The organism is Arthrobacter echini (assembly GCF_004803505.1).
Classification (GTDB): domain Bacteria; phylum Actinomycetota; class Actinomycetes; order Actinomycetales; family Micrococcaceae; genus Arthrobacter_D; species Arthrobacter_D echini.
The window spans coordinates 63255-89885 of record NZ_SSWH01000012.1; the positions used below are offsets into that span (position 1 = coordinate 63255).

Genomic DNA, 26631 nt, shown 5'->3' on the forward strand with positions numbered 1-26631 from the left:
CGCCGGAAACGTGTGCCGCTGCCCTATGGGGCGCCCGGGTGCCCTATGGGGCAACCGGGCGCGGCCGGACCCGCTGGCGGTAGCGTTCGAGGGCGTTCATGGCGGGAGTCGCGGTGGTGCCGTGGAGCACGATGGATGACACGATGACCAGCGAGACGGCGGGCCACAGAGCCCACCCGTCCTCCTTGCTGAAGTACCCCATGGCGAAGCACAGGTAGTACAGCGAGCCCACCCCGCGGACGCCGAACGCCGATACAACCCACCGTTCGCCACGCATCAGCCGCTTGTCGCCGATCAGGGAGATTCCGGCCGCCAGCGGCCTGATCACCAGGAGCACGACGGCGGCTACACCGACATGCGACCACTCCAGGCGTGGGACGGCGTCAGCAAGGAACGAGGTTCCGATGAGCAGGAGGACGAGTAGGGTGAGCAGGTTCTCGACGTGTTCGACGAACTCGTGGAAGCGGGCATGCTTGTCGTTGCCGCGCTCGGACGAGCGCATACCCAGGGCTGCGCAGAAGACGGACAGGAAACCCCATCCACCCACGAGGTCACCCAGACCGTAGGCCATCAGCAGGGTCGCCACCGCGCCCGCAGGTTCGGCGTATCCGACCAGCTGGTCGTTTCCGATGTGCAGGCGGTAGAGCGCCATCCCGACCAGGCGGCCCAGCAGCCAGCCGGCCACTGCGCCGATGACGACTTTGCCCACCAGATCCCACGCCAGCCAGCTCCAGATCCATTGCCCCGGCCCGCCCCTGTCCGCCAGGTAGATGGCGAGGAAGACGAAGGGGAAGGCCAGGGCGTCGTTGAGGCCGGCCTCGGAGGTCAGGGCGAAGCGGGCCTCATCGGGTTCGTCGCCGGTGGCTGACCCGAATCTGGGTCCGTCCACCTGGACATCCCGGGCCAGGACGGGGTCGGTCGGCGCCAGGATGGCACCGAACAGGACCGCGACCGCCGGGGTGAGGCCCAGAGCCCACCAGCCGAGGAATGCGACCCCGAGTATCGCCAGCGGCATCCCCACGGCAAGCAGCCGCCAGGTCGTGGTCCAGCCCCGGAAGCTCAGCGGACGGTCCAGCGCCAGCCCGACGCCGTACAGCGCCACGATGACGGTGAGTTCGGCGATCCGTTCGGCGAACTCCGGGTTCTCGATCACGTCCACGAGGCGGGACTCGACGGGCATCAGCCAGCCGATCAGCATTCCCACACCCACCACGATGATCGGCACGGACAGGATCTTCTGGGTGAGCAGTTTCGGGAGCATCGACCCCAGGAACAGTGCTGCACCCACCACGGCGTAGATCAGATCGGTGTTGGCCACGCGCACAAGTATGGCCGCTCCGGCGACTCCCGTGCCACGCGAACAGCCGGTGCATCCGCGCGACGGACAAGACCCATCGATGCAACCGCCTGTGCCTTCTGAAAGGGCATTCCCGGCGTCACCGAAGAAAAGTTACTATGACGACGTCGGCAGCCGCACGGCTGGACACCGGAAATCGATTCGAGGAGTACCCATGGCCAAGACGCAGCCCGAGCCCGTCCGTGACCCGGCGTCCGACAACCTGCTCGCACCTGAGAACTGCGTGATCGCTCTCATCGACTACCAGGACACCCAGTTCGGCTCGGTCACGACCTCCAGCAGGGAACGCCTGCTGCTCAACATCAGGGTGCTGTGCGAGGCGTCCACCCGCTGGGACGTGCCGGTCGTCGTCTCCACCGTCGGCGTCGGTCTCGGGGCCAACGAGGGCACGGTGGAGGAGATCATGGCGAGGCTGCCCGAAGGGACGAAGGAGATCGACCGCACCGGCGACAATGCCTGGGAAGATCCGGACTTCCGGGCTGCCGTGGAGGCGACAGGTCGCAGGAAGGTCGTCATCGGCGGACTGTGGACAGAGGTCTGCGTCACCTTCCCCACCCTGGACATGCGCCGTGAGGGCTACGAGGTGTATCCGGTGGCCGACGCCATCGCAGGTGTCAGCCCGGAGGCCCATTCGAATGCGCTCGAGCGCATGCGCCAGGCCGGAGCCACTCCGATCACCGCTCTCCAGTTCGCCTCGGAGCTCATGCGTAACTGGGCCCGTCCCTCAGCCAATAATCTTCGCGAGATCATGGGCTGGTACTTCCCCGAGAAGAGCGAACTCGACGCGAGCGAATCCGGTGGGGTCCGGCGCTGAGGCGTCGATCGACCCTGCGGAAGCACCGAGCGCCGTATCAAGGGCGACCGTATCGGTGGTGAATCACCTGCGGGATCCGGGATTGACCCACCGCCCTCACTCGTTTGAACTGAGAGACACACGCATCGTCAGCGGCAGGAGCCGCTACCGATCGGGCAAGGAGGAAGTCGTGGACGTCATCGGCCTGCTGGGAATCCTCTCCTCGTGCCTCGTGATAGCAGCCGGAGCTGCCGTGACGGGGTGGCGCCTCGATGTGGTGTCACAGCGCGGGGGTGAGACCGACGACTACTTCTGGGTGGCCTTCGGCGGGGTCGTCGTCGTTGCCGGCGCCGGCGTCGTGGCAGTGGCGCTCGGAGGACTCTGGCCGGCAGCGCTCACGGCTGCTGTGTCGATCCCGGCAGTCTCCGCGTGGTTGTGGCGGAGGGTGCGGACTCGGAGGGCGGAGAACGAGATCGCGGCGCGGTCCGCAGTGTGGTCCGAGTTGCTCCGTCGCCACGACGCCGTGGCGCGGCGCTGGGCGGACTACGACCTCGACCCGGCCAAGGCGATCGATCACCCCGAGATGCACGACCCCTCCCATCCGGCAGCGAGGCGTGTCGTCCACGCCCTGCGGGCCGCCGACACCGAGCGCGACGCCGCAGGGCGCTCGACCCCGGGCGGGTCCGGTGATGTGCGAGCCTATGCCGATGCCGTGCGAGGCGTGGAGCACGCCTTCGACCTCGCCGAGCAGGAAGTCGGTGTGCCCCGGACGGGCTTACCCGGACAGCGCCGGGAGTTACCGGGCTGAGCCCGAATCGTTACCTGTGGACATCACCCATTGCAGCGTCGGTGCCCGTAGGGTTTGGGTTTGCGATGTGAACCAGGCGCTGTCCGACGGCGCCGCCGAGCACTTCGATCACGGAGCACTCCGAGCACTACGATGTCCGGGAAGGATACGATGCGCGTCCTGGCTCGAGGCCTCGTCGGCCTGCTGGCAGTGTCCTTCCTCGTCGGTCCGATCCCTGCAGCCTTCGCCGACCACGGGGAGGAGGCGCGGGCGCTGATCGCTGCCAGGGCACAGGCACCCGGGCAGAACATCAGATTCGCCACCTTCAGTGTCGGTCTGAGCCGCTCGACCGCGGGGGAACTGACCGAAGACCTGACCGGGACCGGCAGCGCACAGGCCCGTGCGATCGCGGAGGTGATCCAGACCGTGCGGCCCGACGTCGTCCTGCTCAACGACTTCGACTACGACCCGGATGCGGCCTCGGCCGCGTTGTTCCATCGGAACTATCTGCGGGTCGGCCAGAACGGGAGAACGCCGCTCGACTACCCGTACAGCTATACCGCTGCACCCAACCGCGGTGTGCAGAGCGGGTACGACCTGGACAACGACGGCGTGGTCGGCGGCGCAGGCGATGCCTTCGGGCCCGGAGCCTTTCCGGGCCAGGGCGGAATGGTGCTCTTCTCGAAGTATCCCATCCGGACGACGTCGGTACGCACCTTCGGCGACTTCCTGTGGCAGGATCTGCCCGGCGCGCTCCTGCCCGACGATCCCGCCACGGAATCAGCGGGCGACTCGTACTCGGTCGAGGAGCGCGCCGCGCTGCCGCTCTCCAGTACGTCGCACTGGGACGTACCGGTGATCGTGAGTGGACGGACGGTGCATGTGCTCGCGAGCAACCCGGGCCCACCGGTCGTGGACGATCCGGACGAACGGCGGACCAGCGACGAGATCCGGTTCTGGTCGGACTATGTGGCCGGGGCCTCCTACCCGTACGACGACGACGGGACGGCTGGCGGTCTGCGCAGGGGGGATCGATTCGTCATCATGGGGGACCAGAACAGTGATCCCCGTGACGGCGGCACGGCTCCCGCGCCGATCGATCAACTGCTGGAGAACAGCCTGATCCGCGATCCCTCGCCGTCGTCGGAGGGTGCGGCAGAGGCATCGGCCCTCCAGGGCGGAGCGAATGCGGTGCAGCACGGTGATCCCCGGTTCGACACAGCGGACTACGAGGACCAGCAGACCGGCAATCTCCGCACCGACTACGTGCTGACCTCGCGGACCCTCCGCGTCTCCACCTCCGGAGTCTTCTGGCCCCGCGCCGGACTCCCCGGAGCCGAGCTGACGGGTATCCTGCCCTTTCCCGCGAGTGCGCACCGGCTGGTGTACGCCGACGTCGTTCTCCGTGGCGCCCGCGAGCGGTAAGCGGCTTCTCCGGGGGTCGGTGACAGCCCTTGTCGGCGCTCGTGGACGGGTGTAGCGTCGTGCGGCATGAGGACACTTCTGTTCCAGTAACCGATCACGGTTTCTCCGCGATCAGCGCCATGTGTCGATGACACCCCTCCCCGCGCGCCCACAGAAGTTGTCCGGTCACCATCGTTGCGGAGTCTTCCGCGTCGTATCTCGGTTCCGGAACGGATTCGTGGGCAGCACCCACCCGGAAGGAACACCATGACCAGCAGACGAGACCAGGAACAAACAGCCGTGGAGCCCGTTGGGAACGACGAAGCCCCTGCATCCGATGCGGCGACGCCACCCCGTAGCGTGCAGGACGACCCGCGCGCCCGAAACGCACTCGAGCGAAAACGCCACGCAGCCAGTCCGACCGCCGCAACAGGCGCCGGACACGTGAAGGCGGCGCACGAGAGCGCCAGGCAGGGCAAGCAGGAGAAGAAGGTGCGCTGGTAGCAGCTTGAGATCAGGATCCAGTCGAAATGGAGCTGGCTCCGCGTTCTGCGTATGGGGGAATCGCAGAAATCGGAGCCAGCGATCCCAGTATACTTCTACAAGAGCCCGAAATGTCCAATTGAAAGGCGAGCATGGCCGTCGCAGCCAAGGCGTTCCAGCTGTGGCGTACGCGGATTGCTCCGCAGGACACCGTGACCGAGGTCTGCAGAACCGCCGGCATCAAACGATCGACGCTCGCCCAGCAGCTTGTGCGCGGCAAGGTCGCGGTGTCCACGGTGGTCGCGATAGCCCGTGGATACGGACTCCCGGTGGTCGACGCGCTGGCGGAGTTCAATGGATTCGAGGACCTGCCGGCGGGCGTCTCCCCGCCGACCGACGCCGAACTGCTGAGCCAGGTCTCCCACATCGACATCCTTCGTCTTCTGGTGGCCCGAAGCGATGACACGGAGTCGGCGTGGACCGACGAAGAGCTCGGTCTCGCGCCGTTCCCGCACACTGGGTCGGTAAGGGCCTGGATCGAGGCGATCGATCCGGGAGACCTGCGCCAGCAGCTGGCGTCCACCACGGGCGTCGCGCGGCAGAATCTCTCGGCGCAGCTCACTGCGGGACGACTCGCACCGTGGATCGCCGTCGAGGCGGGACGCATAGCGGAAGTATCACTGGCCAGCGGCCTGGTGGTGACGGGGCTCCTCACTCCGGAGGAAGGTGGCTGGCCAGAGAACGCACGGGCAGAAGCGCTCCACTCCGTCCCCGACCTCGAACTCGTAATCCTCGCCCGGGACCGGCTTGACGTCCTGGGCAAGCAACTGCGGCGGACCGAGCTCGACGACCGCCGGGACCGCGCGCTGTGGGAGAACCTCGGATGATCACCGACGTTCTTCACTGGGCGGCGCTGGTGCTGTGTGCTGTGGCGACACTTCTCCGGCTCCCCGGGGCGCTCCGGGGACGGGGGCGCACCATGTGCGGGGTGCTCCTGCTCCTGACCTTTGCTGTGGCGCTGTCCATCGAACCCCTCTACGACGCCGTGGACGGCATGCTGGGGGGTGTCAATGCGGCCAACCTGCTGCTCAGGCTGATTCTGTATGCGGTTCTCGCCCTGCTCGGTGTCCGGGTGGCGGCCGCCTTCGAATCTCCCCTGGTACGCCGCCTCATTGCAGGGCCCTTCGGTCTGGCGGTCCTCGCACTGACCATCGCGTCGACCCTCTACTTCTTCCTCGCCAGTGAGCTGCCCGGCAGCTCCGTAGGCCTGAATGATTTCCTCGATCAGGCGACGGTCCAGGAGTATGCCGCCGTCGGGAGGCTGTACCCCGGCTACGTTGCCGCGTGTCTGGTACTGCCCACCGCCAGATCCGTCATCGACGGGCGCGCCAGGACCATCCACCGTACGGCAGGTGGCCTGCTCGCCGGTGGGTCGCTGCTCGTGGTGGTCTTCGTCGTCCTGAGGCTCACGGGCCTGGACCTCATGACCTGGAACGTCATCCTGCCGTTCTCGGCGATCCTGCTCATGGTGTTCGGTCTGTTCCTGATCTGGCTGAGCCATGCACGCTCGAGGAGGCGCGCGGCGCGGACGACCGGACTCGCCTGAGGGTGGCTCCGCATGCGCCGGCTCTGCCCGAGAATGCGCCGAAGGAGCATTCTCGGCAGGAAAGGCATGAATGGAGACCGAATCGTGTCCATTCCGCGTCCACAATTTCATCATCATGTGAAAGCATAATGATTATGTAACTACCGCTGTCCGTGGGGGGTCGGCGGATGGTTACTGCTGCAGGCGGGGTGTGTCCATTAGAACGGGTGGACCCACACCGCCTGCGCTGCGGTGCTGGGGGCGCCGGGAAGGGCATCATCGGTCCGGTGGATCGATGATGCCCTTCATCGTGCCGGAGTTCTTCGGGCGCTCCTACTGCTCGGGTGCCCGTTCTATTCGGCGTCTCTACCCGGCGTCGTGATCCGTCTCGATGATGCGCGCCAGGCTCTCGAGCGCGCTGTCTGCCCCCTCGCCCTCTGCACGCAGCACGACGACGTCGCCGTGCGAGGCGCCCAGGCTCATCAGGGACAGGATGCTCGCGGCATCCATGGCCTCGTCGGCAGGATCCCCCTCCATGGCGATGGTGACCTCAAGGGGGATCTCGGCCGCGGCTTCGGCGAAGATGGAGGCCGGACGGGCGTGGAGCCCCACGCGGCTGGCTACGGTTGCTGTGCGTTCTGCCATGGTGTTCCTTCTCTGGGTGGATTCTTCAGTACAGTCAAGCGGAGCGGGTGTCAGGCTGCGACCGGTTCTGTGGCAGCATTGCTTTTCCTCTTCGCGAAACGCTTGAGGGCGATGACCGCGAGGGCGGAGACGACCATGCCTACGAGGATCGCGACGGTGAACATGGCGAAGTTCCCGATCGCGAAGAAGACGAAGATCCCGCCGTGCGGTGCCTGCGAGGTGACACCCGTCCCCATCACGATCGCCCCGGTCACTGCGGAGCCGAGGAGTGAGGCCGGGATGACCCGCAGCGGATCGGCAGCGGCGAACGGGATGGCGCCCTCGGAGATGAAGGCAGCTCCCAGGAGCCAGGCGGCCTTGCCGTTCTCCCGCTCGGCAAGGCTGAACCGGCGCCGGTCGAGCAGCGTTGCCAGGGCCATGGCCAGCGGCGGGACCATTCCCGCTGCCATGACGGCGGCCATGATCTGCCACGGGGCCTGGTTGTCGATGGAGCCGGCGCCCAGACCGGCAACCGCGAAGGAGTAGGCCACCTTGTTCACGGGCCCACCGAGATCCAGGGCCATCATGAGACCGAGGATGATTCCCAGGCCCACGGCGGCGGTGCCGGTCAGGCCCGAGAGCCAGTCGTTCAGACCCGCGGTGAGTGCGGCGATCGGGCCGCCGAGCACGAGGAACATCAGCCCCGAGGCCACGATGGAGGCCAGGAGCGGGATGATCACCACGGGCATGAGGCTTCGTAGCCAGCGGGGTACCTGGAGCCGCCCGATCATCATCGCGATGTACCCGGCCAGCAGACCGCCCACGATGCCGCCGAGGAAGCCTGCGCCCATGAAGCCCGCCACGGAACCGGCCACGAAGCCCGGGGCAATACCGGGGCGATCGGCCAGGGCATAGGCGATGTAGCCGGCGAGTGCGGGGACGAGGAAACCGAGCGAGAGCTGCCCGATCTTGAACGCGACCGCACCGAGGTAGGTGCCCAGTCCGCCGTCGGGCAGATCAGCGAGGTTGTTCTCGAGGACGATCGTGTCCGCGGTCTCGGTGATGAGATAGCCGCCGAGCAGGAATCCGAGGGCGATCAGTAACCCGCCTCCGGCGACGAACGGGATCATGTAGCTCACGCCGGTGAGCAGTGCACGCTTGAGCGTGCTCCCGATGCTGTCGCTCCCGCCGTCATCATCTGCCTGCTCACCGCCCGCGGTCCCGGTGACCCTGCGGGCCTTCGGGTTCTGTGCGGCAGCAATCGCTTCGTCGACCATCTCGCCGGGTTCGTCGATGCCACGCTTGACCGGCGCGGAGACGACGGGGAGTCCGGCGAAGCGCTGCTTGTCCCGCACGTCGACGTCGACGGCGAAGATCACGGCGTCGGCGGCCGCGATCACGGCAGGATCCAGCGGTGTTGCGCCCGAGGAGCCCTGGGTCTCCACCTGCAGGTCGATTCCGCGTTCCGCAGCCGCTGCGACGAGGGAATCGGCGGCCATGTAGGTGTGCGCGATACCGGTGGGGCAGGCCGTCACCGCGACCAGCCGCCCGGTTCCGGTCTGCGTTCCATGAGCCCGGTCCACAGCGGGGCCGGTGGCGTCGACGCCGGCGCGCGAGGTGCCGAGCGTGGCAGCAGCCTCGCTCGCGTTGGCCCCGGCGTGGCTCGTGCCGGTCGTGCCCGTGATCCCTGTTCCCGTGGTCGCTGTCGAACCCGCCGCGTGCGCTCCGGCCCCTGCGGTCGCCGGGCCGTCCAGGCCGAGGGCCCCGTTGACGAGGACGACGACGTCGGCCGGTGTCCGGGCGGCACGCAGGGCTGCGGTGAAGTCCTTCTTGATCAGGGACCGCGCGAGCCTGGAGAGCAGCTTCAGGTGTTCCTGGTCCGCTCCGTCCGGAGCTGCGATGAAGAACACGAGATCCGCCGGGCCGTCCTTGGCTCCGAAGTCCACGGGCGGAGCCAGGCGAGCCATGACCAGCGTCGCCGTCGAGACTGCTTTGGAGCGACAGTGCGGGATGGCGATGCCTCCCGGAACGCCGGTGGCGGTCTTCTCCTCCCGGGCGAGAGCGTCCGCATACAGGTCTTCGACACCGGTGGAGCGCCCCTGGGCAGCGACCAGTCCTGCGAGATTGCGGATCACGGCGGAACGCTCCGTCCCCAGGTTCCTGTCCAGGGCCACGAGCTCTGCGGTGATGAGATCGGTCATCGGGGTTCCTCCTGTGCTGTGAGCCCCATGGCGGGACCAGCGTGGGCGATCACGGGGAGCGTGATCCTGAGGGCGGTGACCGTGACGGCCTCCGGTGTCGTCTGATCGAGCGATGGGACGGTGGAACCGGGCAGTGCGGCGGCCGCGGAGCCGTGGGCCACCGCCTGGCGCAGGCAGTTCTCCGGGAGTTCACCTGCACTGTGCGCGAGGAGGTAGCCGGCCAGGGCGGAGTCTCCGGCACCGACCGTCGAGCGGGCCGTGACGGGGGAGTGCAGTCCGTGCCATGCGCCGGAGTTCGTCACCAGCAGGGCGCCCCTGGGGCCGAGTGTCGCCAGCACTGCTCCGACACCCGCGGAAATGAGCACGGCACAGGCGCTGGCAGCCAGGTCGTGATCCTCCTCGAGCTCGTCGGCCGCGCCGATGCCGGTCAGTTCGGCGAGTTCCTCGGCATTGGGCTTGAGCAGATCCGGGGCCCCTGCTGCGCTCTCGATGAGAGGTTCACCGGAGGAGTCGATGGCGATGAGCGGGCTGGCCGCACCGTGGGCTTCGCGCACGGCTGCGGTCACGTATGTGTAGAAGGTCGGGGGTGTACCGGGAGGCAGCGAGCCGGCGAGCACCAGCCAGTCCGCTCCCTCGCTCTCGGCGACGACGACCGCGAGGAGTTCGTCGAGCTGCGCGGCGGAGAGCTCCGGGCCGGGCTCGTTGACCTTCGTCGTGGTGCCGTCGGGTTCCGTGATCGTGGTGTTGATCCGTAGGCCCACCCCGATAGGGACGTTCCTGAAGGGCACGTCCACCGAGCGCAGACCCGCGAGGACGGGGTCGTCGTCATCGCCCGGCAGCACAGCCAGCGTCCTCAGGTCCGATGCGGCGAGGGCACGGCTGACGTTGACGCCCTTCCCACCCGCTTCCTGGGTGGCGCGAACAGCGCGCTGGACGGCACCACGGGCCAGGGGCCCGTCGAGGTCGACGGTGCGGTCGATGCTCGGGTTGGTCGTGAGCGTGAGGATCATGCCACGATCACCTCGACGCCGGCATCGGCGAGTGCGGCCGCGAGTGCGTCGTGGGGTGTGCGGTCGGTGATAAGTGCATCGATGTCCTCCAGCCGGGCGAAACTGACGAGTGTCTCCTGGTCGAACTTGGACGAGTCCGCCACGAGCACGGCACGCCGGGAAGCGCGGATGATCGCGGTCTTCACGGCTGCCTCGTCGAGATCGGGGGTGCTCAACCCGAAGTCGGCGGACAGGCCGTTGGCGCCGATGAACGCGATGTCCGCCCGCAGCCGACCGAGCTGCGCGAGAGTGCTGCTTCCGACGGCTGCACTGGTCAGTGCCCGTACCCTGCCACCCACGAGCTCCACGCTCAGACCCGCAGCGGTCATGACGGCTGCGATCGGAACGCAGTGGGTGATTACCGCCAGCCCGGTGCGGGGCTCCTCCAGGAGTGCTTCCGCAAGGGCCCCGGTGGTGCTGCCGGCATCGAGGACTACGGCACCCCTGTCGGGGACCAGAGCGAGCGCGGCGAGGGCGATGCGTTTCTTCTCAGCGGCATGTCGAGAGGACCTGCTGGTGAGACTCGGCTCGTTCGTCGTCGCCCCGGCGCCGCCGATCGCACCCCCGTGGACCCGGCGGAGCACGCCGTCGTTCTCGAGGAGCGCCAGATCCCGGCGCACGGTCTCCTTGGTGATGCCGAAGTGCGCCGAGAGTCCGGCGACGGTGACGCGGCCGTCCGTCATGACCAGACTGCTGATCACGCGGTAGCGCTCCTCGGCGAACATGGGACTCCATCGTCACGGACTCGAGGGTGGCGCCCACGAATCTTCGCTTGTCTGTGTTTGAGTGACTTTATCTGCCTATCGGCGGCGAATTCAAGAGATCAACAGAAATAACCAGAAAAAACTGCGGAAGACGAGCCCGGCAAAGGGACGGACTGCAGGTGCAGACAAGCCCGGGAGGCGCCGCTCTTCCGCGAGGGGCCGGTGCTAGCATTGCACCCTAAGCATGCTGATGAAGTACAGTGGCGGGTTGCATCAACTCACTGGACGGTGTGCGGTCCCGCGACCGGGCGCCTCGATCACTCAAGGAGCATTTCATGGGAATCTTCGGTTGGCTCATCCTCGGCCTCCTCGCCGGCGCAATCGCCAAGCTCATCCTCCCCGGCAAGCAGGGCGGTGGCTGGATCATCACCCTCATCCTGGGCGTCGTCGGAGCCCTGCTCGGCGGCTTCATCGGCAGCGCGGTCTTCGGCGTCGGCGTGGACGAGTTCTTCGACCTCTCCACATGGCTCCTGGCCATCGGCGGCTCGCTGATCGTGCTGCTCATCTGGGGCCTCATCACCGGTCGCAAGGGCTCGAACGCCTGATCCGTACGGCAATCGGCTGACCTGTGGGGACCAGCCGCTCGAAGGACGTCACCAGGCTCTGGTGGCGTCCTTCCGCTTTATCGAAGCGTGGCCGGAGTTCTCCTGCGCCTGCAGCACAATCACTCCGACAGGCGGCCGTCGCGCCCCTACACTCGACAACGACAGCATCTTTGCAGCCGCGGAAGGACCACGATGTTCGGCAGGAACAAGGAGAACCCGGCCGTGAAGGCCGCCAACGGTGCGCTCTTCGACAAGGACGGCCACCCGAAGCCCGGGATCCTGCGGATGATCGAGCGTGCCCTGAACGTGCAGCGGCCCCTGATCATCTCCAATCTGAATCGCCTCCGCCGCCGCCACCCCGAGGCCTCGCCCGCAGAACTCGCGCGGCGGCTCGAACGCGACTACCTGCGCGCGACGACGGCCGCTGGCGCCGCCGTCGGAGCAACCGCTGCCGTACCGGCCGTCGGTACAGCGGCCTCGCTCGGGCTCTCCGCGGCGGCCACCGTCGGCTTCCTGGAGGCGACGGCGCTGTACGCCGAGTCGATCGCCGAACTGCACGGCGTGCAGACGGATGATCCCGAACGCTCACGTGCCATGGTGATGGCGATCCTCATGGGAGAGGAGGGCACGGCGCTCGTCCGCTCGATCCTCGGTGCCTCAGCGGGTCAGGGTGTCCCCCAGTACTGGGGGCAACTGGTGGACAAGGCCGCGCCGACCTCGCTCGTGAAGACCCTGACCGGGACCATCCAGCGACGCTTCCTCAAGAGGTTCCTCGCCAGACAGGGTGGTTTCATGCTGGGGCGGGCGCTGCCGTTCGGCGCCGGTGCCGTGATCGGTGGCGCCGGCAACCATCTCATGGGCAAGGCCGTCATCAGCGCAACGCGCGACGCCTTCGGCCCGCTGCCGCAGATTGTTCCCGGGGAGCTGGCGGAGGCCCTGCAGCTGTCCGAGCAGCGGGACGACCAGCAGACCTAGCCGAAGACGGCGGTGGCGAGGGTGAAGATCAGCAGCCCCGCCAGGGAGCCGACCACCGTACCGTTGATGCGGATGAACTGGAGGTCCTTGCCCACCTGGAGTTCGATCTTGCGCGAGGTCTCCTCGGCGTCCCAGCGGCCCACCGTCTCGGAGATGACGCCGGCGATCTCGCGGCGGTAGGTACGCACGAAGTACGAGGCGCCGTCGGCCAGCCAGCGGTTCATCCTGCCCGACAGTTCGGCGTCGTGGGTCAGGCGTGAGCCGAAGTCACGGATGATCGCCTTGAAGTTGGTGGTGAGGTCGCTCGCGGGATCGTTGACCGCGTCGAGCAGGGCCTGCTTGATGGTGACCCAGGTGCGTGCGGTGAGATCCCTCACGCGCGGGTCGTCGAGCAGCTGTTCCTTGATCTCCTCCGCCTTGGCGATGGTCTCCGGCCTGTGCTGCAGATCCTGTGCGAGGTCCCGCAGGTACTTGTCGATCGCGAGCCGGACATCGTGCCGCGGATCGTTCTGGACGGCGCGGATGAACTTCGAGAACTCGGCGTGGACGCGGTCACCCACGACGCCGTCCACGAGGCGCGGAACCCAGGTGGGCGAGCGCTGCGCGACGACCCTCGTGACCACGGCGTAGTTCGCATCCACCCAGTCCGCGGCGCGGTCCACCAGCAGATCGACGAGGCGATGATGGTGTCCCTCGGCGAAGATGCGCTCGGCGATACCTCCGACGGGCGGGCCCCAGGGCGGGTCGAGGAGGTGCTTGCGGGCCATCGATTCGATGACGCCCTGCACGGCGTCGTCGTCGAGGACCGCGAACAAGCCGCGGATCAGGGCGGCGCCCTCCGTGGCAACGCGCTCGGCGCTCGCCGGCTTCGCCAGCCAGGCGCCGGCCTTCTGCGCGATGCGCGCGGAATCGAGCTTGGCGACCACCACGTCCTCGGACAGGAAGTTCTCCTCGACGAACTGACCCAGTGATTCTCCGATCTGGTCCTTCTTGCGCGGGATGATCGCCGTGTGCGGGATCGGCACGCCCATGGGGTGCTTGAAGAGGGCCGTGACGGCGAACCAGTCGGCAAGCGCTCCCACCATGCCGCCCTCGGCTGCCGCGCGGACGTACTGGAGCCAGGGATAGGAGTCCTGCAGCGCGAAGGCCGCCACGAAGACGACGGCCAGGACACCGAGCAGGCCGGTGGCCAGGGTCTTCATGCGGCGAAGGGCAGCCGCCCGTTCCACATCGGCCCCGCTCAGCTGCACACTCACCACCCGAGTCTAGCGATCAGTGCATCGCACGACAGCCGCGCCCGGGCGATGGCACACGGGGACACCATCCGCGTACGGTGGACCGACGTCGTCGACCACGTGAGGGGCTCAGCCGTGCTGCCTGTCATCTTCGCCCACCGCGGTAGCAGCGCCGCCTTCGCCGAGCACACCCGGGCGGCCTACCTGCAGGCGCTCGACGACGGCGCCGACGGGGTGGAGTGCGACGTCCAGCTCACCCGCGACGGGCAGCTCGTCTGCATCCACGACTCCACCCTCGAACGCACCACCAGCGGTACGGGAGACGTGTCCGATCACTCCCTGGCGGAACTGCGTCAGCTCAACGTCTCCTCCTGGAAGGGCGTGAGCATCCCCGCCGCCTACGGGCGGACCGCAGAGCAGTTCCTCTCGCTCGCAGACCTCCTGCTCCTGCTGCGACGGGCGGGGCGGCCGGTCAGGCTCGCCGTCGAGCTGAAGCATCCGAGTCCCTTCGGGCTCCGGCTCGAGGAGGAGCTGATCTCCCTGCTCATGGCTGAGCGCTGGGACCCGGAGTCGTCCATGATCGGCGGGGTCGAGGTCAGCTTCATGAGCTTCAACCCGGATTCGGTGCGTCAGCTCAGGGAGAGCGCCCCGCACCACCAGCTGTGCCAGCTGGTGGCCGACGTCGATCAGGGGGAGATCCGCGAGCGACTGCGTATCGGGTCGATCGCGGAGGGTGTCCTGATCGACATGCTGCAGCGGGCGCTGCAGGAGAGCGAGGACCTGATCGACCGCCAGGACGTGGGTATGGCCGGGCCGGGTGTCCAGTACGTGCGGGACCATCAGGACCGGGTGCAACGCTGGATCCGGAACGGGACGCGGGTGCGCGTCTGGACGGTCAATACCGCCGAGGAGGCCCTGTTCCTCACCGGGCTCGGGGTCCAGGAGCTGACGACGGACGTCCCGGCGCTGATCCGGGATGCACTGGCACCCATCGGGAAGTAATGCAGGCTCCCCGGCGGCGCCCTGTGGTTGAGTGGACAGATGCACACTCCTATTGAGGATTACGCACTCCTTTCCGATCTGCACACGGGTGCATTGCTCTCCCGCACCGGCAGCCTCGACTGGCTGTGCTTCCCCCGCTTCGACTCGGACTCCGTCTTCGCTGCGCTCCTCGGCACTCCCGAACACGGCCGCTGGCTGCTCACCCCGTCGTCCGCCCACGCGGAGGTGGTGGAGCGGAGCTACGTCGATGCGACCTTCGTGCTGCAGACCCGCTGGCGTACGCCCGAGGGTGAGGCCCTCGTCACGGACTTCATGCCGATCGCGGACCGGCGCGCCAACGTGGTCCGGCGTGTGCAGGGGATCAGCGGGACAGTGACGTTCCGGCAGGAGCTGCAGATCCGCTTCGGTTACGCCGAGGTGGTCCCGTGGGTGACCCAGCAGCACGACGACGACGGCTCGATCCTGCTCGCCATCGCCGGGCCCGATGCCCTCCTGCTCCGTGGGCCCCGCCTGCATGCGGAGGACAACTCCCACCAGGGCACCTTCGACGTCACGGAGGGCGACGTCGTCGACCTCGAGATGGTCTGGTACCCCTCGCACCGCGGCCTCCCCGCAGCCCTCGACATCGACAAGGCACTCGAGGCCACCATCAACTACTGGCGGGCCTGGGAGGCGAGCTCGCAGGACAGCGGCAACTATTCGACGGCGGTCAGGCGCTCGCTACTTGTCCTGAGGGCACTCACGCACGAGGACACGGGCGGGATCGTCGCCGCGCCGACCACGTCCCTTCCCGAGCACTTCGGCGGTGCCCGCAACTGGGACTACCGCTTCTGCTGGCTGCGGGATGCGGCCCTGACCCTCGAGGCGATGATGACCCACGGCTTCGCCGACGAGGCGCTGGGTTGGCGCAACTGGTTGCTCCGTGCGGTCGCCGGCGACCCGGAGGACCTCCAGATCATGTACGGGGTGGCAGGGGAGCGCCGGCTGCCCGAGCGCGAGCTCGACAACCTGCCCGGCTACGCCGATTCCGTACCCGTCCGCGTCGGCAACGGTGCCGTGGACCAGTACCAGGCCGACGTCGTCGGCGAGGTCATGGTGGCACTGGAGAAGCTCCGCGGACACGGGGTGCAGGAAGACACCTTCTCCTGGCCGCTCCAGCGGGCGCTGATCAGGTTCACGCGCAATCACCTCGACGAACCCGACCACGGGATCTGGGAGATGCGGGGGAAGAAGCAGTTCTTCACGCACTCGCGCGTCATGGTGTGGGCGACGTTCGACTGCGCCGTCCGCGCGGTCCGCGACCACGGGCTCGACGGGCCGCTGGACGAGTGGGTGGACATCCGGGACCGGATGCATGCCGAGATCATGGAACGGGGGTTCAACAGCGAGCTGAACTCCTTCACCCAGGCGTACGGGTCCACGGAGGTCGACGCGTCCCTCCTGCAACTGCCCCAGGTCGGCTTCCTCGCCTACGACGACCCGAAGATGCTCGGCACCGTGGAGCGGATCGAGAAGGATCTGCTCGACGGCGAGGGTCTGCTGCTGCGCTATCGGACCCACGGCGCCGACGACGGTCTCGACCCGGGCGAGCACCCGTTCCTCGCCTGCTCGTTCTGGCTCGTGGAGCAGTACGCACTGAGTGGTCGCGACGAGGAGGCGATGCGGCTCATGGATCAGCTCGTGGGTTACTCGAACGAGGTCGGGCTCCTGTCCGAGGAGTACGACGCCGTCAATCACCGGATGGTCGGCAACTTCCCCCAGGCGTTCTCGCACCTGGGGCTGGTGCGTGCGGCGGATGCCCTGCAGATCGCCCAGGGCGAGATGGACGCCCACGAGATGATGGCCCGCGAGTGACGGACCGGCCACCCCGGGGAGGCCGGTCCGTCCGTACGTCACTTCGGTCCGGTCACTTCGGTCCGGTCACTTCGGTCCGGTCACTTCGGTCCGTCAGACGGAGAGGCCCTGGGGCTTGAGGACCACCTTGATGGTGCCGTCCGTCTTCTTCTGGAAGTTCTCGTAGGCGGCCGGGGCGTCGTCGATCGGGACCTCGTGCGTCATCAGATCCATGACGCCCAGGGGATCCGAGGGCTCCTCGACGATCGGCAGGAGCTCATCCGTCCAACGGCGTACGTTGCACTGGCCCATGCGTACCTGGATCTGCTTGTCGAACATGGTCAGCAGGGGCATCGGCGTGGCCGTGCCACCGTAGACGCCGCTGAGGGAGAGGGTGCCACCGCGGCGGACCGCGTCGACGGCCGAGTGCAGCACGCTCACGCGATCCCTGCCTGCGGTCTCCATGACCTTCTGGGCCAGCTTGTCCGGCAGGACGCCGACGGCCTGCTGGGCGAAGTAGCCCCCCGGAGAACCGTGCGCTTCCATTCCCACGGCGTCCACGACGGCGTCCGGCCCACGCCCATCGGTCATGCTGCGCAGTTCCTCGACGGTCCCGTCCGTGAAGTCCATGGTCTCGATCCCGTGCCGCTCGGCCATCTCCCGCCGCTCGGCGACCGGCTCGACGGCGATCACGCGATGCCCGAGGTACCTGCCGATCCGGGCCACGAACTGACCGACGGGACCGAGGCCGTAGACCGCGAGGACGCCGTCCTTCGGAACGTCGGCGTACTGCACGCCCTGCCATGCCGTGGGCAGGATGTCGGAGAGATAGAGGTAGCGTTCGTCCGGCAGCTCCGAACCGACCTTGACCGGCCCGTAGTCGGCGAAGGGAACGCGCAGGTACTCGGCCTGGCCGCCGGGGACGGAGCCGTAGAGCGAGGAGTATCCGAGCAGGGCGGCACCCGACCCGTGCTCGTGCACCTGCGTGGTCTCGCACTGGGACTGGAGCCCGTGCGTGCACATGAAGCAGTGGCCGCAGGAGATGTTGAAGGGGATCACCACGCGGTCGCCCACCTTCAGGTTGGTGACCGCTGATCCGACTTCCTCGACGATGCCCATGGGCTCGTGGCCCAGGATGTCCCCCTTGGCCATGTAGGGCCCGAGGATCTCGTACAGGTGGAGATCCGATCCGCAGATCGCGGTCGAGGTGACGCGGATGATGGCGTCCGTCGGCTCCTGGATCGTGGGGTCCGGGACGTTGTCCACGCTGACGTTGCGCTTGCCCTGCCAGGTCACTGCCTTCATGTGTGCTCCTTCGGATGCTAAGTACGCTTGCCTTCATCCACTATTCCCCCCTTCACGACGAATGGGAAGCCGCGCGTCGCCTAGCCTTGGGAGGTGCTGCTCCTTCGCTCCCCGGCCGTCCGGGTCGGTCTCTCCGTCGCCGTCGCCACCGGACTCTACGGGCTGTCCTTCGGAGCCCTGTCCGTGGCCGCCGGCCTCGACGTCGCGCAGACCATGGCGCTGAGTCTGCTCCTGTTCAGCGGCGGATCCCAGTTCGCGTTCATCGGCGTCATCGCCGGCGGAGGCTCGGGCATCTCGGCGATGTCGGCGGCGGCGCTGCTGGGCATCCGCAACGGTGTCTACGGTATGCAGGTCAACGTCCTGCTGCGTCCCTCGCGCTGGTGGAAGCTCATCGTGGCACATCTGACGATCGACGAGTCGGTGGCCACAGCCACCGGTCAATCCGATCCGGACGAACAGCGCCGCGGTTTCTGGGCCGCGGGCCTCGGGGTCTTCGCGCTCTGGAATCTGTTCACGCTCGGCGGGGCGCTGGCAGGCAATGCGATTGGCGATCCCGCCCGGTGGGGCCTTGACGGCGCAGCGGTCGCCGCGTTCCTCGGACTGCTCTGGCCGAGGGTCCAGGCGAAGGAGCCGGCGGGAATCGCCGTGGCGTGCGCCGTGGTCACGCTGATCACGGTGCCGTTCGTGCCATCGGGCATCCCCATCCTCATCGCGGCACTGGTGGCCGCCGTGCTGGGTCTGTCCGGCGTCGGGCCGTCCGGCGAGGGTCTGGAGCCCGACGTCGAGCCGTATTCTCCGGGCGCGGGCGGGGGTGCGCCATGAATCTCTGGGGCTGGATCCTGCTCGCCTGCCTGATCTCGATCGCCACGAAGTTCGTCGGCTTCCTGGTTCCGGCGAAGCTTCTGGACAATCCGAGGATGCTGCGGGTGGCCGGTTCCCTGACCATCGGCCTGCTGGCCGCGCTGACGGCCACGAACGCCTTCGCCTCCGGTCAGTCGCTCGTGATCGACGCCCGCGTGGCGGCCCTGCTGGCCGCCGCCGTCGCACTGTGGTTGAAGGCCCCGTTCCTCGTGGTGGTGCTGGTGGGGGCGCTCGCCGCAGGGCTCGCCCGGCTGCTCGGGGCCGCGTAGGGCGGGTCCGCGGTCGCGTCGTCGTCGCATGGTCGCGTCAGTCCCACTGTTCGCGTTCGTCCAGTGGGAGTGAGCGCTCTGTGGTGCACCAATCCCACTGTTCGCAGTGGTTCGGTGGGATTGAGCGCTCGTTCCCAGTGCCCAAGCCGCGCCGGTGGGACAGAGTGTTCCGTGGTGCTCGTTCCCACTGTTCGCGGTGGTTCGGTGGGATTGAGCGCTCGTTCCAGGTGCCCAGGCCGCTCCGCTGGGACAGAAGCGTGCACCGACCGCCGGGCAGGACCGGACGGGTAGCTCGCAGCAGCGTGTCAGGATCCGTTCACGACGCCGGCCGTCGCCTCCGCGATCGCGGCCTCCTCGTCGGTGGGGACCACCAGGACGGGGAAGGCCGACGCCGCCGTGCTGATGACCCGGGCCCGACGGGAGCGCTCGGCATTGCGCTCGGCGTCCAGTTCGAGACCGAGGGCGCCGAGTTTGCCGACGACGGAGCTGCGGAAGTTGTCGTCGTTCTCGCCGATACCGGCAGTGAAGACCAGCGCCTGGGCCCCACCCACGGCCACGTGGTACCCACCGACGTACTTCGCGAGCCGGTAGGAGGCTATGTCGATCGCGGTCTGCGCACGCTTGTCCCCGGACTCCGCAGCCTCGGAGACGGACCGCATGTCGTTGGTGCCCGTGAGACCCTTCAGGCCGCTGTTGCGGTTCAGGAGCTCGTTCAGCTCCTTCTCGGTGTAGCCCTCGCGCAGGAGGAACAGCAGGATGGACGGGTCGAGATCCCCGGAGCGGGAACCCATCACGAGGCCCTCCAGCGGAGTGAGGCCCATGGAGGTGTCGACACTCTCCCCGTCGCGCACCGCTGTGACGGACGCTCCGTTGCCCAGATGCGCAATGACACCCGTGAACGCATCGACGCCCAGGAGCTCGGCAGCCCCCCGCGCGACATAGGCGTGGGAGGTGCCGTGAAAGCCGTAACGCCGGATGCCGTGCGTCCGGTACAGCTCGTCCGGGAGGGCGTACCGCCAGGCGTACTCGGGCAGCGTGCGGTGGAACGCCGTGTCGAACACGGCCACCTGCGGCAGGTCCGGCCACTTCTGGGTGATGGCGCGGATGCCGGTGACGGCTGCCGGGTTGTGCAGCGGCGCCAGGGGATTGAGTCGCTCGATGGCCCGGGTGATCTCGTTGTCGATCAGCACCGGCTCGCTGAACCGCTCGCCGCCGTGCACCACGCGGTGCCCGACGGCGTCGATCCCGCGATCGCCGAGCGCCTCGGCCACCTCGTGGTCCACGCGGTCGAGGGCGGCTGCGTGATCGGGCACCTCGGCCTCCCCGATGCGTTCCACGAGTCCCTCGGCGAGGACGTCGTCGCCGTCGCGCACCTGGTACTTGAGCGAGGACGAGCCGGAGTTGATGACGAGGATGATCATGGGGTCCTGTCCAGGATTGACGTGGATGACTAGGAGGCGGCAGGCTGCTGGGCCTGCACAGCCGTGATGGCTACGGTGTTGACGATGTCCTCGACCGTACAGCCGCGCGAGAGGTCGTTGACCGGCTTCCGGAGCCCCTGGAGCACGGGCCCGACGGCGACGGCGCCCGCCGACTGCTGCACGGCCTTGTAGGTGTTGTTGCCCGTGTTGAGGTCCGGGAAGATGAACACCGTCGCCTGGCCGGCCACGGTGGACTCCGGCAGCTTGGAGGCCGCGACCGAGGCGTCGACGGCGGCGTCGTACTGGATGGGGCCCTCGACGGCGAGATCGGGTCGCAGCTGCCGCACGAGGTCTGTGGCACGCCGCACCTCGTCCACGGCGCCGCCCGCACCGGAGGCGCCCGTGGAGTAGGAGAGCATTGCGACGCGGGGATCGACGCCGAACTGCTCCGCCGTTTCCGCCGAGGCCACCGCGATGTCCGCCAGCTGCTCGTCGTTCGGATCCGGGTTCACCGCGCAGTCCCCGTACACCAGCACGCGGTCCTGCAGCAGCATGAGGAACACCGAGGAGACGATCTTCACGCCCTCCTTGGTCTTCACGAATTCGAGCGCCGGCCGGATGGTGTTGGCAGTCGTGTGCGCGGCGCCGGAGACCATACCGTCCACCCGGCCGAGCTGCACCATCATGGTGCCGAAATATGCCCCTTCGAGCATGCGCTCGCGGGCCTGGTCGAAGGAGACGTTCTTGTGGGCCCTTAGCCGGGTGTACTCCTCGGCGAACTCGTCCCGCAGACCGGACGTCGCCGGATCGATCAGCGTGATCCCGGTCAGGTCGACGCCCTGGTTCGCTGCCAGTTCACGGACACGCGCCTCGGGCCCGAGGACCGTCAGGTCGCAGACGTCGCGGCGGTGCAGGATCTCCGCGGCCTTGAGGATCCTGATGTCCTCGCCCTCGGGGAGCACGATGTGGCGGCGTTCGGTGCGTGCCCGCTGGATCAGGTCGTGCAGGAAGCGCAGCGGGGTCGTGCTGACGGGCCGGGGGAGTTCGAGGCGTTCGAGCAGTTCGCTCTCGTCGACGTGGCGGGACCACGCACCGAGTGCGGCAGCGGCCTTCCGGCGCAGCCCGCTGGCGATCTCGCCGCGGACCTCGCTCACGTGACGCGTCACGGTGTAGGTGTCGTCGTCGAGCGCGAAGACGGGGAACGGGGCCTGAGCCAGGAGTGCGAGGATGTTCGGATCGGGCGCGAGACCGCCGGTCAGGAACAGCGCCGAGGGTACGGGGAAGTCCGGGGAGAACGACGACGCGAGTGTTGCCACGAGGACGTCCGCCCGGTCACCGGGCACGATCACGAGCGAGGCGTCCGTGAGCAGATGCAGGAAGTTGCCCACGTTCATGGCTGCCACGCGAACGCCCGAGACGTCGCGCTCCAGATTCGAGTCGCCGGCGATCTGCCGCGCGCCGAGTCCGGTCGAGACCTCGGAGACGGTGGGCTGGGAGATCTCGCTGAGCTCGGGGATCACGTAGACCGGGCGTCCCGAGCGGCCGGGGCGGATGTGCTCACGGATGGAGTCGACGGCGTCGTCGGCGGCCCGGTTGACCATCATCGCGAGGAGGGAGACCCCCTGCGCGTCGAGTGCGCGGCGCGCGACGTCCACGGTGTCCGCAGCCTCGTCCACGCTCATGTCCCTGGCGCCGACGACGGCGAGGACCATGGCACCGAGGTTGTTCGCCAGGCGCGCGTTGAGATCGAACTCCACAGCCGAGTCGTTGCCGGAGAGGTCCGTGCCCTCGACGATCACGACGTCGCACTCGGCGGCGATCTCGCTGTAGATTCCGACGCAGCGCGCGTCGATCTCGGCGCGGTCCCCGGCGACGAGCAGGGCGCGGGCGTCGGCGCGCGTGAGGCCACCGCGCGCACGACTCGCAGGGAGATCGAAGGAGCGCCGCATGAGCAGCACCATCGGATCGCTCGCCAGATCATCGCCCTCCACGATCGGCCGGAAGAAGCCCACCCGGTCCGCGTGCCGGTACAGCATGTCGGCGAGACCGAGGGAGATCAGGGACTTGCCGGAGCCGCTGGTCATGGCGCTCACATAGATTCCGCGGGTCATGTACCCAGTCTCGCAGGGTCTTCCGGCACCTGCTATCTCGGCTCCGGCGTCGGATTGTGCGTCGGGTAACGCGCCCAGATGGCAGGAACGACCGGGCGACGGCGGCGCGGGCGGTGATTTCTGCCGTTTCGGGACCGCGCCTGACTGCTGCCGGTCCTGGGCCGCCGAGATGGCAGAAGTAACCATCGCACCGCCCGCTGAGCGGCATCTTCTGCGATCTCGGCGCGCAGATGAGCCGGAACGACGGCGGCGGCGGTGCGTACCCCAGGTCGATACGGCTAGGCCGTGGCCGCCTTCACCCGACGATTCGGGAGCGCCAGCCTGAAGACCTTCGCCCAGGTGGAGCCGACCTGCCTGGGCAGCGGGCCGGTGGTGTAGGGCAGCCTGTACCGGGCGCAGATCTCGCGGACCTTCACGGCCACCTCCGCGTACCGGTTGGACGGAAGATCGGGGAAGCAGTGGTGCTCGATCTGGTGCGAGAGATTGCCGGTCATCAGGTGCATGAACTTCGAGCCGGAGATGTTGGCCGAGCCGATCATCTGGCGGACGTACCAGTCGCCGCGGGTCTCGCCGTCCACCTCCTCCTCCGTGAAGGTGTCCGTCCCGTCGGGGAAGTGGCCGCAGAAGATGACGGCGTGGGCCCAGAGGTTGCGAATGGCGTTCGCGGCGAGCGTGCCGTAGAGGGCCTGCTTGCCGGAGCCGCTCAGCATGGCGACGGCGGGCGTGGCCGCGTAGTCCTTGGAGAACTGCTTGAGGACCTTGACGCCCACGGCCTTGAGATCGCGGTTCAGGCCCTCCTTGGACTTCAGGCCCTCCTTGTACTCGGGCAGCTCGAGGTCGTAGAGCGCGATGCCCCACTCGAAGACCGGCGCGAGGAGCGCGTTGTAGAGCGGGTTGCCGAGATTGAAGGGGCGCCACGGCTGATCGGCGTCCATGCGGAGCAGGTTGTACCCGATGTCCTTGTCCTTGCCGATGACGTTGGTCCACCGGTGGTGCAGATCGTTGTGCGTGTGCTGCCAGGAGCGGGCCGGCGTCACGAAGTCCCACTCCCAGGTGGTGGAGTGGATGTCGGGATCGCGCATCCAGTCCCACTGCCCGTGGAGCACGTTGTGGCCGATCTCCATGTTCTCGAGGATCTTCGCGACGCTCAGCATCGCCGTTCCGGCGAACCAGGCCGGCTTGTACTTGCTGAAGAGCAGTGTGCCCCGGCCTGCGAACTCCAGCGAGCGCTGGATCCTGATGATCCGGCGGATGTAGGCGGCGTCGGAGGCTCCGCGCCTGGCCAGGATCTCGTCCCGGACAGCGTCCAGTTCGCGGCCGAGCTCCAGGATCTGCTCGTCGGAGAGGTGTTTCGCGGCGTCGGGGCGCACGAGGGGGCGGCCTGAGGCCGCAAGGGCACCCGGGCGGGTCAGCGTGGTGGTCATGGGGTTCCTTCAGTGGAGTTACGAACAGTGGAGTTACGAGCGGAGATCACAGGTCGAGGTTCACGGGCCCGGCCGCTGCCGAGACGCAGGTCTGGATGAGTTCACCGGGAGCGTTGCGCAGCTCCCCGGTGCGGAGATCGCGCACCTGGCCGGCGCGCAGCGGGATGAGGCAGCTGTGGCAGATACCCATACGACACCCGCTGGGCATGAGGACCCCGGCGTCCTCGCCGACGTCGAGCAGGGGAGTCTCGCCGTCGGCCCGGACCTCGCGGTCGGACTGCTCGAACGTGACGAGACCGCCGTCGTGCCCGGCTCCCATGGTCAGGTCGGTACTGAACCGTTCGATGGTCAGCGTTGCCGTACCCGTACCCTGGGTGCTGGAACCGGCCGAGACCTGCGGGACGGTGCGGGCCGTGTCGAGGGCGGCCTCGCGCTGCCACAGCTCCTCGGCGTCATTGAGGAAGCCCTCCGGTCCGCAGGCATAGGCCGAGCGCGAGCGCCAGTCAGGACACAGGTCTGCGATGGTCCTGGCGGTGAACTCGAGCCTGCCGAGCGCGCTGGAGAACCAGTGCCGGACTTTCAGATTGGGGAACTGGTCGGCGAGCTCGTCGAGTTCCTCGCGGAACAGGCTCTTCTCGGGCGTGCTGTTGGAGGTGATGAGAACGACGTCGGCATCGGGCCTGCGCGGGATCAGTGTACGGATCATGGACATGACCGGCGTGATGCCGCTGCCCGCGGTGAGCATCAGGAGGGCGCGCGGGTGCTCCGGGAGCACGAAATCGCCCTGGGGCGGAGCGAGGAAGAGGATGTCGCCCGGCGTCGTGTCGCGCACCAGCACATGGGACACCGCACCGGCATCCGTCACGGTGATCGCAGGGTCCTGACCTGCCGCATTGCTCAGGGAGTAGGAACGCCAGTGGCGTACGCCGTCGAGTTCGACGCCGATGCGTGCCCATTGCCCCGCCTTGTGGGCGTGCCACCCGCGTCCCGGACGGAAGTGGATCGTGGCCGAGTGCTCGGTCTCGTGCTCCACGCGGGTCACGACGCCGCGCAGTTGACGTGAAGAGTAGACGGGGTTGAAGAGGGAGAGGAAGTCTTCCGGCGTCAGTGGGGTGGTGAGCGCGGAAGCGGCCCGCGCCAGTGCTGTGAACCGGATCATTTCATCAACGATATAGTTCATGCCGCTAGAATTCTTCGCTCCAGGCATACAGTTGCAGGTGGAAAATCATCGCGAGTGAATAGCCGTGGCGGGATAGCGCGGCACGGACCAGGAGAGTGAGCATGTCCGGGAGTGAACTGCCGCCGACGCCTCCGGATCCGCCGTGGCTGGCGCTTCCCACCGACGTCGGTGATGGGCTGCGATCGCTGACGCCGGGGCTGGTGGAAGCGATCATCCAGGCCGTGCCGCAGCTCGTCCCCGCCTACGCCCGCCCGATGGAGGGCAGTTTCGGTCATGTGCTGCGGAAGGGGGTCACCGCCGCACTGGAGCGCTTCCTCGAGCTGCCCGGAACGAAGCTGCCGGCCCTGTCCGACGAGAGCCGCCAGCTGGTGGCCGGTCTGGGCCGGGGCGAGTTCCGGCAGGGGCGCAGCATGGACTCGCTGCTCGGTGCGTACCGGATGGGAGCGCGCGTCACGTTCCGGGAGATGTCGCGCCGCTCCATGGAGGACGGCCTGGGCTCGGCCGTCGTGGTGGATCTGGGTGAGTCCATCATGGCCTACATCGACGAACTCTCCGCCGTGAGTGCCGAGGCCTACGCCTTCGAGCAGTCGGAGCGGGCCGGCGCCGTCGACCGCCGCCGTGCCGAGCTCCTCGAGCTCCTCCTGCTGGGGCAGGCCGATCAGACGGCACTGCGGCAGGCGGCGTCGCTCGCGGACTGGAGCGTTCCCGCAGAGATCGCCGTCGTCACGCTCCCGCTGGACCGCGCCGAGGGCTTGCGGCAGCGATTGGGCCAGGGCGCCATCGTGATCGAACGGGAGACCGACGCCGTCGCCCTGGTCCCCGAGCGCGGTGCGGCAACCCGCGTGGAGCTGGACCGCGTCCTGGCAGGGCGGAGCGCCGCCGTCGGACCCGCCGGCGGTCTGGGGCAGGTGGCCCAGTCGCTGCGGCTGGCCGTCCTGGCAGCCTCCATGCTGCCGCCCCGGGAGGGTGCCGACGAGCCTCCCGTCTGGGCGCACGAGCACCTGATCGAGGTGGTGCTGGCGGCAGAGCCCTCCGCCGTGGGGGAACTTGCACGACGCCGGCTCGCGCCCCTTGCCGCGCTACCGGAGAATCAGCGGGAGCGGCTCGCGGAGACACTGCTCACGTGGCTGCGGCACTGGGGGCAGCGCGCGCCGATAGCGGAGGAGCTCGGCATCCACCCGCAGACCGTCGGCTACCGCGTACTGCAGCTGCGCGAACTGTTCGGGGACGATCTCAAGGACCCCAAGGTGCGCTTCGAGCTCGAGATCGCCCTGCGCGGCAGCCGGAAGGCCGGCGCCCCCTCGGCCTAGGTGTTCTTCCCACGGAGGTTGTGTGCAGCGTGGCGTGGTTGAGTGAGGTGAGGACCTCCGGTATCGATATGGGTTACCACACCTGATCGAGTTCACGGAGGTCCTCGTGTCTT

Annotated in this window: 24 protein-coding genes; 13 read left to right on the plus strand and 11 right to left on the minus strand. The window is 68.1% G+C overall.

Translation table 11 applies throughout. From position 1 onward, the window contains the following. Positions 1-43: 43 nt before the first annotated feature. A complete protein-coding gene (locus E8P82_RS12695) occupies positions 44-1318 on the minus strand; it encodes a cation:proton antiporter (RefSeq protein WP_136455391.1) in 1275 nt (424 codons plus the stop codon). Positions 1319-1511: 193 nt separating this feature from the next. On the opposite strand from E8P82_RS12695, the gene E8P82_RS12700 reads away from it, so the two are divergent. The 6 genes from E8P82_RS12700 (at position 1512) to E8P82_RS12725 (ending at position 6430) form a co-directional block, all read left to right on the plus strand. Then, entirely contained in the window at positions 1512-2171 is a 660-nt protein-coding gene (locus tag E8P82_RS12700; protein WP_136455393.1) for an isochorismatase family protein, read from the plus strand. A gap of 169 nt (positions 2172-2340) precedes the next feature. Further along, on the plus strand, positions 2341-2958 hold the full coding sequence (locus tag E8P82_RS12705) for a hypothetical protein (RefSeq protein WP_136455394.1): 618 nt from the start codon (positions 2341-2343) through the stop codon (positions 2956-2958). Positions 2959-3108: 150 nt separating this feature from the next. Beyond that, positions 3109-4362, plus strand: a complete 1254-nt coding sequence (locus tag E8P82_RS12710) for an endonuclease/exonuclease/phosphatase family protein (protein WP_211096876.1) — start codon at positions 3109-3111, stop codon at positions 4360-4362. A 246-nt stretch (positions 4363-4608) separates the two neighbouring features. Next, positions 4609-4845, plus strand: coding sequence for a hypothetical protein (locus E8P82_RS12715; RefSeq protein WP_136455398.1), 237 nt, complete (start codon positions 4609-4611; stop codon positions 4843-4845). Between the two features lie 131 nt (positions 4846-4976). Beyond that, complete coding sequence (locus E8P82_RS12720) at positions 4977-5711, plus strand: hypothetical protein (protein WP_136455400.1); 735 nt, start codon at positions 4977-4979, stop codon at positions 5709-5711. After that, positions 5708-6430 carry a hypothetical protein gene (locus E8P82_RS12725; RefSeq protein WP_136455401.1) on the plus strand — a complete coding sequence of 241 codons (723 nt, stop codon included), beginning with the start codon at positions 5708-5710 and terminating at the stop codon, positions 6428-6430. The genes E8P82_RS12720 and E8P82_RS12725 overlap by 4 nt, the downstream gene beginning before the upstream one ends. A 345-nt stretch (positions 6431-6775) precedes the next feature. Here the strand turns inward: E8P82_RS12725 and E8P82_RS12730 are convergent, their stop codons facing one another. The 4 genes from E8P82_RS12730 to E8P82_RS12745 are packed head-to-tail and all read right to left on the minus strand — an operon-like array spanning position 6776 to position 11008. Further along, positions 6776-7054 (minus strand): HPr family phosphocarrier protein, encoded by a 279-nt coding sequence (locus E8P82_RS12730; protein ID WP_136455403.1) that lies wholly within the window; start codon positions 7052-7054, stop codon positions 6776-6778. A gap of 50 nt (positions 7055-7104) precedes the next feature. After that, entirely contained in the window at positions 7105-9234 is a 2130-nt protein-coding gene (locus E8P82_RS12735) for a PTS fructose transporter subunit IIABC (RefSeq protein ID WP_136455405.1), read from the minus strand. After that, positions 9231-10244: a 1-phosphofructokinase family hexose kinase gene (locus E8P82_RS12740; RefSeq protein WP_136455406.1), complete on the minus strand. Its 1014-nt coding sequence runs from the start codon at positions 10242-10244 to the stop codon at positions 9231-9233. Before E8P82_RS12740 ends, E8P82_RS12735 begins: the two co-directional genes overlap by 4 nt. Continuing rightward, positions 10241-11008: a DeoR/GlpR family DNA-binding transcription regulator gene (locus E8P82_RS12745; protein ID WP_136455408.1), complete on the minus strand. Its 768-nt coding sequence runs from the start codon at positions 11006-11008 to the stop codon at positions 10241-10243. Before E8P82_RS12745 ends, E8P82_RS12740 begins: the two co-directional genes overlap by 4 nt. 314 nt (positions 11009-11322) lie before the next feature. Between E8P82_RS12745 and E8P82_RS12750 the strand changes: the two genes are divergently transcribed. Both E8P82_RS12750 and E8P82_RS12755 read left to right on the plus strand, forming a co-directional pair. Further along, positions 11323-11592 carry a GlsB/YeaQ/YmgE family stress response membrane protein gene (locus E8P82_RS12750; protein ID WP_136455409.1) on the plus strand — a complete coding sequence of 90 codons (270 nt, stop codon included), beginning with the start codon at positions 11323-11325 and terminating at the stop codon, positions 11590-11592. 192 nt (positions 11593-11784) lie between these two features. Continuing rightward, positions 11785-12567, plus strand: a complete 783-nt coding sequence (locus tag E8P82_RS12755) for a hypothetical protein (RefSeq protein WP_136455410.1) — start codon at positions 11785-11787, stop codon at positions 12565-12567. Here the strand turns inward: E8P82_RS12755 and E8P82_RS12760 are convergent. Continuing rightward, positions 12564-13826 carry a DUF445 domain-containing protein gene (locus E8P82_RS12760; protein ID WP_246021351.1) on the minus strand — a complete coding sequence of 421 codons (1263 nt, stop codon included), beginning with the start codon at positions 13824-13826 and terminating at the stop codon, positions 12564-12566. The genes E8P82_RS12755 and E8P82_RS12760 overlap by 4 nt on opposite strands. A gap of 45 nt (positions 13827-13871) precedes the next feature. On the opposite strand from E8P82_RS12760, the gene E8P82_RS12765 reads away from it, so the two are divergent. Then, entirely contained in the window at positions 13872-14804 is a 933-nt protein-coding gene (locus tag E8P82_RS12765; RefSeq protein ID WP_136455411.1) for a glycerophosphodiester phosphodiesterase, read from the plus strand. Between the two features lie 21 nt (positions 14805-14825). Next, positions 14826-16658 (plus strand): glycoside hydrolase family 15 protein, encoded by a 1833-nt coding sequence (locus tag E8P82_RS12770; protein WP_281275805.1) that lies wholly within the window; start codon positions 14826-14828, stop codon positions 16656-16658. A 93-nt stretch (positions 16659-16751) separates the two neighbouring features. Here the strand turns inward: E8P82_RS12770 and E8P82_RS12775 are convergent, their stop codons facing one another. Further along, complete coding sequence (locus tag E8P82_RS12775; RefSeq protein ID WP_136455414.1) at positions 16752-17942, minus strand: zinc-dependent alcohol dehydrogenase; 1191 nt, start codon at positions 17940-17942, stop codon at positions 16752-16754. A gap of 93 nt (positions 17943-18035) precedes the next feature. On the opposite strand from E8P82_RS12775, the gene E8P82_RS12780 reads away from it, so the two are divergent. After that, complete coding sequence (locus tag E8P82_RS12780) at positions 18036-18764, plus strand: AzlC family ABC transporter permease (RefSeq protein WP_136455416.1); 729 nt, start codon at positions 18036-18038, stop codon at positions 18762-18764. Next, positions 18761-19072 carry an AzlD domain-containing protein gene (locus E8P82_RS12785; protein ID WP_136455418.1) on the plus strand — a complete coding sequence of 104 codons (312 nt, stop codon included), beginning with the start codon at positions 18761-18763 and terminating at the stop codon, positions 19070-19072. The genes E8P82_RS12780 and E8P82_RS12785 overlap by 4 nt, the downstream gene beginning before the upstream one ends. A 305-nt stretch (positions 19073-19377) precedes the next feature. Here the strand turns inward: E8P82_RS12785 and E8P82_RS12790 are convergent, their stop codons facing one another. The 4 genes from E8P82_RS12790 to E8P82_RS12805 all read right to left on the minus strand — a co-directional run bounded on the left by E8P82_RS12790 (position 19378) and on the right by E8P82_RS12805 (position 25187). After that, positions 19378-20493 (minus strand): acetate/propionate family kinase, encoded by a 1116-nt coding sequence (locus E8P82_RS12790; RefSeq protein ID WP_136455419.1) that lies wholly within the window; start codon positions 20491-20493, stop codon positions 19378-19380. Between the two features lie 29 nt (positions 20494-20522). Then, a complete protein-coding gene (gene pta / locus E8P82_RS12795) occupies positions 20523-22604 on the minus strand; it encodes a phosphate acetyltransferase (protein ID WP_136455421.1) in 2082 nt (693 codons plus the stop codon). A 278-nt stretch (positions 22605-22882) separates the two neighbouring features. After that, positions 22883-24028, minus strand: a complete 1146-nt coding sequence (locus E8P82_RS12800) for a fatty acid desaturase family protein (RefSeq protein ID WP_136455423.1) — start codon at positions 24026-24028, stop codon at positions 22883-22885. 46 nt (positions 24029-24074) lie between these two features. Beyond that, on the minus strand, positions 24075-25187 hold the full coding sequence (locus tag E8P82_RS12805) for a ferredoxin reductase (protein ID WP_136455434.1): 1113 nt from the start codon (positions 25185-25187) through the stop codon (positions 24075-24077). 122 nt (positions 25188-25309) lie between these two features. On the opposite strand from E8P82_RS12805, the gene E8P82_RS12810 reads away from it, so the two are divergent. Next, a complete protein-coding gene (locus E8P82_RS12810; RefSeq protein WP_136455424.1) occupies positions 25310-26518 on the plus strand; it encodes a PucR family transcriptional regulator in 1209 nt (402 codons plus the stop codon). The last annotated feature ends 113 nt before the right edge of the window (positions 26519-26631 follow it).